This window comes from Negadavirga shengliensis (assembly GCF_042652345.1).
GTDB classification, from domain to species: Bacteria; Bacteroidota; Bacteroidia; order Cytophagales; family Cyclobacteriaceae; genus Negadavirga; species Negadavirga shengliensis.
The window spans coordinates 1-1721 of record NZ_JBHSJJ010000043.1 but is presented as its reverse complement, the minus strand read 5'-3'; the positions used below and the strand labels follow the sequence as shown (position 1 = coordinate 1721).

Below are 1721 nucleotides of genomic sequence, written 5' to 3'. Positions count from 1 at the left end.
CAGTTCGTCTAAAAACCTTCTTGTGGGTAGAATAATCTGCCTTAAACGCTTCATTTTGATTGATTTTAAGCTGCCAATCGAAAATTTCCTGAATCCCGGTCAAAAACTCCTGATTCGATTGCCGGTCTCTTTTGGGCTGAAAATCGTTCTAAACTAGCCAAAATCCACCGCAAAATGACCCGGAGGTATTCCTTTAGCATTTTTGCTCCCACCAAGTTAAATATTCTGCGCAGATTGTATGCGGTGAAGATCAGACCGACATCGGAACAGGCCCGATCTATTCCTTTTTTGGTGATGATGTAGTGGAAGTTCCACTGCCGCTTCATCGTCCCGTAGTTGTGCTCGATGATGGCCTGCCTCCGTTTGTAGAGATGTTCCTTCTGCTCCACATTTCTTCTGTTGACATCGATAAAGTCCTGATGCTCCGTCCTTTCGATTACCCTACCCCTTCCACGGGTGTTTTTGGTGCAACCGGCAAGGACGGGACAGGCCTGACAGGCCCTGGTCTTGAAGTGCTGCACCCTCACGCTGCTTGCTGATTTCCGGGAGGGACCGCCCCTTTCCTTATTATACCATGATCCGTTGGTGGACAGTGTGTTTCCCTGTGGACAGGTATAGGTTCGGGTTTGGGGGTCAAAAGTGAATTCTGATACATTAAAGGCAGTATCGGGTGCCATACTTGAACCGCTGACCGCAGGAATGGCTACGATAGGCTCCACGCCGAGTTCGACAGTTGTTTTGATTTCGCTGCCCGTGTGGTATCCTTTGTCAAACAGGGCTGTAAACTGATTGGTACCCAGAATGGATTTAGCTCGTTGGACCATGTTTCCCATGGCTTTACTATCGTTGTTGTTGGTCACCTTGAAGTCGATCGGGATGTTGTGCTTTGCATCTGTCGTGGATTGGATATTGTAGGCCACTTCGGTGATGTTGTTTCGGATGATCATCTGCCTGCTGTCAGGGTCGGAGGTGGAGATCTGCTCCTGATCGCTGCTGTTCAGCTTTTCTCGCAGGGATTCATACTTGGATTTTCGGACGGTTTGCTTTTTGATTTCTGCCTCGATGGCTTCCTTTTGAATGCTGTCTGCGTCTTCTTTGGCAAGCTCGGCTTGGTATTTGGCGAGCTTTTCCTCGATATAGGCAAGGTGTCTTTCGATCTTTTTGGCGTTGAAGTTGTTTTTCTTGCTGTTCTGTGCGCGGAGCTTGGTGCTGTCGCCGGCTATAAGCCTTCCACCAATCAGCTCAAAATGTCTGGCCATCTGTACGGTGGCCCTGAATACCCTCTTGATGGCGGCAGGGTTATCTCTGCGGAAATTGGAGATGGTGTTGTGGTCGGGAACAAGTCCCTTCATGAGCCAGATAATCTCGATGTTGCGTTTGCATTCCTTTTCCAATGCCCTGGAGCTTCTGATCCTGTTGAGATATCCGTAGATAAAAAGCCTTAGCAGATCACCCGGATGGTAGGCAGGGCGACCATTGTCGATGAAGTCCATCTCAAAACCCAAAGACTTTAGGTCAAGGGAATCAACAAACAGATCGATCAGGCGGGTTTCATTGTCAAACTCAAGGGTATCATCCAGACACGTGGGGAAAAGGGCAAGCTGTGTGCGGTCGGTGCCTTGTATGAATTTCATGGTAGAATTTACAAAAATTACCCTATATATCCCATAGAAAAAGTGTGAAATTTAATCTCCTACAGAACAGGGTTTTTAGACAGTCTG

Annotated in this window: 1 protein-coding gene; it reads right to left on the bottom strand. The window is 47.8% G+C overall.

Translation table 11 applies throughout. The features are described from left to right. Positions 1-65: 65 nt before the first annotated feature. Positions 66-1634 (bottom strand): IS1182 family transposase, encoded by a 1569-nt coding sequence (locus ACFPFU_RS25595; protein WP_377069587.1) that lies wholly within the window; start codon positions 1632-1634, stop codon positions 66-68. Positions 1635-1721 lie beyond the last annotated feature (87 nt).